Here is a 6,061-nt window from a genome sequence, read left to right as displayed (position 1 = left end):
GATTATGAAAATGCATTGAAGTATTGTAATGGGGCTTTAAAAATCGATGGTAATTTTGAAGATGCTGTCAGGGAAAAATCATTGATTGGAATATGTTTGAATGACTATGAGATAATCAATTCAAGTGCGGATAAGCTTTCACAAATTATTGGAGGTCATGGGATGGGCATGATTTCCGTATTCTTGCTTAAACTGTATGTCTCCCGATTTGATGATTGCATTTCAATAATTGAAGATTTGGGGTCTGATTTTAAGGATGAGTCTATTCAACTGCTTAAGTCAATTGTCTACAAGGAGCTTTGTGAAAATCTGGATGTTGATCTTCATATAAGTGATGGGGCCGAAATCTCTATCGATGATGCGATTGGGTTACTGAAAGATTATGATGAAAACGGTGTTGATAAAGGCATTATCAATGGTGCAAAGTTCAAAATAATGTGAATGTACAAAAATGTACATCAATGTATATTATAGTAATATTTAAATATTTTCTCTTTATAAAATATTAATGTAAATATTATATTTGTTAATATTTTTTTAGAGGTAATTATTTATGAACGTAATGATTTTAGCAATTGTTTTTATAATTTACATATTTGCACTTGTTTTTGTAGGTTATTATGCATACAAAAAAACTAATTCCTCTGAAGACTTTATGATTGCTGGTAAAGACACACACCCGTTCATCATGGCGATGAGTTATGGGGCTACATTTATTTCGACAGCAGCTATCGTTGGTTTTGGAGGAGTTGCAAGTCAGTATGGTATGAGTGTTTTATGGTTAGCATTCTTGAATATTATCATTGGTGTATTTATCGCATTCGTATTTTTAGGAAAAAGAACCCGTAGAATGGGGCATGCTTTAGGGTCACTAACTTTTCCTGAATTTTTAGGCAAACGTTTTGACTCTAAATTTATCCATTACTTCTCAGGATTGGTAATTTTCTGTGCAATGCCTCTTTATGCAGCTGTAGTATTGATTGGTGCTGCAAGATTTTTAGAATCTTCTCTATTGATTGATTTCAGTATTGCATTGCTTATCTTATCAATTATTATTACATTCTACGTATTGTTTGGTGGAATCCGTGGTGTAATGTATACCGACGCACTTCAGGGAACTATCATGGTTATTGCAATGATATTTTTACTTGTATTCGTATACTGGTTACTTGGAGGAATCGACACAGCAAACACTGCTTTAACAAACATGGTTAATCTGTATCCTGCAGAGGCCATTAAAACGGGCGGAACGGGTTGGACGGCGTTTCCAAAATTTGGAACACCATTCTGGTGGTCACTTGTTTCATCCACATTAATCGGTGTTGGTATCGGTGTACTCGCACAGCCTTCATTGATTGTAAGGTTCATGACCGTCAAATCAGACAAGGAATTAAACAGATCTGTATTGATTGGTGGTATATTCATTGCAATCATGCCAACTACCGCTTATATCGTAGGGTCTCTTTCAAATGTTTATTTCTATGATAAATTAGGTAAAATTGCAGTGGATGTTGTTGGAGGAAACATTGATAAGGTTATCCCGACATTCATTACAATGGCTTTGCCTGAATGGTTTGTATATATCTTTTTATTGTCCCTTATTGCGGCTGCAATGTCTACAATATCTTCACAATTGCATACCCAGGGAACTGCATTCGGTGTAGATATTTACGGAACAATAAGAGAAAAATCCAAACAGAAACTTGACCAGGTAAGTATTTCAAGAGTAGGTATTTTGATAGCTATTATTTTAGCATTGGTTATGGCATACTCCCTTCCGGGAAGTGTAGTTGCACTTGGAACAAGTCTGTTCTTTGAAATCTGTGCAGCAGCATTCCTGCCGGTATTTTTAGGTGCACTCTACTGGAAAGGAATTACAAGACTAGGAGCTATTGCAGGAATCGTTTCAGGAACTCTTGTAAGTTTATTCTGGATGATATTCGTATTTAAGAAAACTGCAGTAGGACTTGGAATCTGTAAATTCATATGTGGAGTGGAAACTTTATTGCCTAATGCTCCATGGCCGTTTATTGATGTAATGCTGATAGCAGTTCCTGTTTCATTAGTATTTACAGTTGTAGTCAGCCTGCTTACCAAACCGCCTGCTCAAGATGTGATAGATAAGGCATTTTCACAAATTGATACAAAAGGAAGTGATGCATAATGATGATTTTAGGAATTGAAGACCCATGGATTTGGGGAGTATATGTTGGAATTATCTTATCCACACTCCTGTGTATCGGTTATGGTATTATAAACTGGAATAAAGGAGATTAAACCAATAAAATTTGGAATTAATCTGCTTTAAATATTATGGTGCTATTTTAAATAATCACCATAATCTCTTATTTTTTTTCATATGATAATTGGTTACATTTAGCTAGGTCTTGATGAGCCCGTATTTTTTTTCAATGAATATCTTATTATATTGCCATTGACAAATTAGTATATTAGCAAAAATCTGGAGAAATATTTAATGGCAAGTCCAATCGAAGTTATTCTAATACCCGCTTTAATGATTCTATTGGGATTTTTTTTAAAGCAAAAATCAATTTTAGACGATAATGCTCGTGAAATATTAACTAAAATTGTTTTATACATTGCATTGCCATCAATGATTTTTATAAATCTGAAAGATGCATATATTTCTCAACAGATGTTATTTTTACCTATTTTGGGAATAATAGTTAGCGTTATTCTATGCATCATAGCTTATATCTACTGTAGGATGCGAAATCACTCTAAAAAGACAGCATGGACAATAATGATTGCTTCATCACTTATGAATACTGGATTTATTGGTTTTCCGGTTTCATTGGGTGTTTTTGGCAATGAAGGTTTCTTGAATGCATTATTTTTTGATTTATCCACATCAATAATGTTGGTTATCTATGGCGTTATTCTTGCAAAGGAATTTGGAGGCGACAGGCGGGAAGTAATCAGAAACACAATATCATTCATTCCTCTCTGGGCAGTTATATTCGGACTGATATTCAATGTATTTAACATTCCTTTATTCTATGTTGCTGAAACTATTATTGATTACTTTGGACAGGCTACAATTCCTATGATCATGCTTGCAATTGGCCTTTCACTTGATTATGGAAGCATCAAAGATTATTTAGCGGATTCCATTGTTGTTTCAATATTCAAGTTGGCATTGGCTCCTGCAATCATGCTGATATTGGTTTCATTTTTAAACATTAAAGGAATGGCATTTAATATAGCAATACTTGAAGCAGGAATGTCAACTGCAGGAAATTCATTGGTATTGGCGGTTCAATATAATTTAGATGAAGATTTGATGAGCTCATTAATATTTACTACTGTTGTTTTAAGCGTTTTCACATTAACGGTTATAATTTCCCTATTGGCAGGATAATGTCTTTGACAACTTTTTTATAATTATTCTGTCAAATTTATCTAACATGAAGGAACTATTTGAAAAATTTGGAAGAATTGAAAAAAACGACCCTGAATTTCATGAAATATTTCAGAATTTTGCTTATGGTGAAGTATTTGAATACTCAACTTTGAGCGAAAAGGATTCTATTTTAGTGACTTTGTCCTGTTTAATCGCTTGTCAGTCACCAAAAGCATTTAAAAAGATTTTAACATCAGCTTTAGATATGGACATTACTCCTGAGGAAGTTAAAGAATTACTATATCAATCAGTTCCCTATGTGGGTTTTGGCCGTGCACACAACTTTTTTGGTGTTGTAATTAAGGTATTCGAGAAAAAAGGAATCAAAATGCCTTTGAAAAACAGATCAAATACCAATCCTGAAAATAGGCATGAAAAAGGTCGTGAAATTCAAGAAAGATATTTCGGATTTGAAAATATAGAAATGATGAGGAATTCCACACCTGACGGTCAGAAACATTTCAACACATTTTTGGAAGGGTTCTGCTTTGGTGACTTCTACACCCGTGATGGTTTAAACGACCAGCAAAGGGAACTAATAACATTTACATTCATTGCAACTTTGGGAGGTTGTGAAAATCAGCTAAGTGGTCACACTCAGGGAAATCTGGCTGTTGGCAATGATAAGGAGAAATTGATTTCAGCAATAACTGTCATAATGCCCTACATAGGTTTTCCAAGAACACTTAATGCACTAGCTATTGTAAATGAAATATGTGGATAATTATTTAAATAAGAAAGTTCATTTAATAGCAAGGTGGTATTATGATATACAAATGTACAATTTGTGGTCACATACATAACGAAGAAGCAACCGGAATCCTACTAAATGAATTGGATGCCTGTCCAATCTGTAAACAGGATATTTCTAAGTTTGTTGAAGTGGAAAACTCAAAATCCAGTGAAAATATTGACATTAACTCTGATTTGGCATATGATAAAAACTATGCAAAAAGCGATAAGGACATAAGGGCAATGGATGCAATCCACCAGATGGCAATCACCGGTGAAAGCATTGTTTCAGCAATGTATACAGAACTGCCAATGCCTAACTGGGAAGATATCCTTATTTTGGGAAATCAGTTAAATCCGCAACCACTGGAAGGTGATGCTGATGTTAACACACAAACAGTCATTGGCAGAAATGCCAAAAAGCCACTGGTCATTGAAAGCCCCATCTATATTACCCACATGTCTTTCGGAGCACTTTCAAGGGAAACTAAAATAGCACTGGCTAAAGGCAGTGCAGCAGTTAAAACCGCTCAGTGTAGTGGTGAAGGAGGAATTCTTCCAGAAGAGATGAAAAACGCATATAAATACATATTTGAATATGTTCCAAACAAATATTCTGTAACTGACGAGAACTTAAAAAATGCCGATGCAATTGAAATCAAAATTGGCCAGTCAACAAAACCTGGCCTTGGAGGTCAGCTTCAGGGTGAAAAGGTAACTTCCGAAATTGCAGAAATCAGAGGAAAACCTCTGGGAGAAGATATTCACTCACCGGCCACAATACCTGAGGTCAATTCAAAGGAAGACTTGAAGGATTTGGTTGACGAGTTAAGAGAAAGATCTTGCGGAAGACCAATAGGCTTGAAATTTGCAGCCGGAAGGATTGAAGACGATTTGAAATATGTAATATATTCTGAACCGGATTTCATTACTATTGATGGTCGTGGAGGATCAACTGGTGCAAGTCCAAAACTCATTAGGGATTCAACATCAGTTCCAACTGTTTATGCGCTTGCAAGAGCCCGTAAATTCCTGGATAGTCATGAAAGCGATATAGATTTAACAATAACCGGAGGTTTGAGAGTTTCATCTGACTTTACAAAAGCGTTGGCAATGGGTGCAAATGCAGTAGCTATTGGTACTGGAGCCATGATTGCGGCAGCATGTCAGCAATATAAGATTTGTGATACTGGGGACTGTCCGGTTGGTGTTGCAACTCAGGATGATGAATTGAGAAAAAGACTAAAAATAGAAACTGCAGCTAAAAGAGTTGAAAACTATCTAAGGGTTTCAACTGAAGAGCTGAAAACATTTGCAAGAATAACCGGTCACAGTGATGTGCATGATTTAAATATCAACGATTTGTGTACAATCAGCTCTGAAATATCTGATTACACTGACATCCGACATGTATAAAAAAAGTTTGAGTATTAATGTTTAAACATTAATACTTAAATTCATATGATTCTTCAATGGCAAACATGTTTCTGATTTCACCTGTTGCGTCATTGAGGAAAAATACGCCCATTTCCCAGTTGTTTGCTTTGTATGCTTCGGCTATTTCTGGCATGAGTTCGAACGCTTTTTCAATTACTGCCTCATTTTTAGTCAAATCTGCAGTTCCGTAGTATCTTAAAAAGTGTTCTCCGTCCCATGCTGCAATTTCAACTTTTGGATTTGCTTCCATTTGTTTGTAAACATCTTTATGGGTTCCAACACCAAAGTAAATCTTATCTTCAAATAATAAATGGAAACCTAGTGGTCTTACTTTTGGTTTATCACCGTCTACAGTTGCAAGGTAAAATACTTCTGCTTTTGATAATATATCGTCTATTTTTTGAATATCTGACATTTATACACCTCTGTGTTAATATTTCATTTATCAATATTTAAATTTTTTAAATT

At 35.0% G+C, this 6,061-nt stretch carries 7 protein-coding genes; 6 read left to right on the top strand and 1 reads right to left on the bottom strand.

Features of this window, described 5'->3' with window-relative positions; all coding sequences use genetic code 11:
* From ACJMLH_RS01890 to ACJMLH_RS01865, 6 genes are all read left to right on the top strand, one after another.
* Window positions 1-441 (top strand): hypothetical protein (locus tag ACJMLH_RS01890; RefSeq protein ID WP_405274238.1); only part of this gene is annotated, 441 nt, incomplete at its 5' end.
* A 112-nt stretch (window positions 442-553) separates the two neighbouring features.
* Entirely contained in the window at window positions 554-2,164 is a 1,611-nt protein-coding gene (locus tag ACJMLH_RS01885; protein WP_405274237.1) for a sodium:solute symporter, read from the top strand.
* The gene (locus tag ACJMLH_RS01880; protein ID WP_366925377.1) at window positions 2,164-2,277 is read left to right on the top strand and encodes a symporter small accessory protein; all 114 of its coding nucleotides are present in this window, start codon (window positions 2,164-2,166) and stop codon (window positions 2,275-2,277) included. Before ACJMLH_RS01885 ends, ACJMLH_RS01880 begins: the two co-directional genes overlap by 1 nt.
* 199 nt (window positions 2,278-2,476) lie before the next feature.
* On the top strand, window positions 2,477-3,382 hold the full coding sequence (locus tag ACJMLH_RS01875) for an AEC family transporter (protein WP_405274236.1): 906 nt from the start codon (window positions 2,477-2,479) through the stop codon (window positions 3,380-3,382).
* A gap of 46 nt (window positions 3,383-3,428) precedes the next feature.
* The gene (locus ACJMLH_RS01870; RefSeq protein WP_405274235.1) at window positions 3,429-4,148 is read left to right on the top strand and encodes a carboxymuconolactone decarboxylase family protein; all 720 of its coding nucleotides are present in this window, start codon (window positions 3,429-3,431) and stop codon (window positions 4,146-4,148) included.
* Window positions 4,149-4,189: 41 nt separating this feature from the next.
* Window positions 4,190-5,572, top strand: coding sequence for a glutamate synthase-related protein (locus ACJMLH_RS01865; RefSeq protein ID WP_405274234.1), 1,383 nt, complete (start codon window positions 4,190-4,192; stop codon window positions 5,570-5,572).
* Between the two features lie 28 nt (window positions 5,573-5,600).
* Here ACJMLH_RS01865 and ACJMLH_RS01860 read toward each other — a convergent pair whose 3' ends face one another.
* On the bottom strand, window positions 5,601-6,008 hold the full coding sequence (locus tag ACJMLH_RS01860) for a pyridoxamine 5'-phosphate oxidase family protein (protein WP_405274233.1): 408 nt from the start codon (window positions 6,006-6,008) through the stop codon (window positions 5,601-5,603).
* Window positions 6,009-6,061 lie beyond the last annotated feature (53 nt).

The organism is Methanobrevibacter sp., from assembly GCF_045116495.1.
Classification (GTDB): Archaea; Methanobacteriota; Methanobacteria; order Methanobacteriales; family Methanobacteriaceae; genus Methanocatella.
Note: the sequence above shows the minus strand (reverse complement) of the source record. Positions and strands in the feature narration are given on the sequence as shown.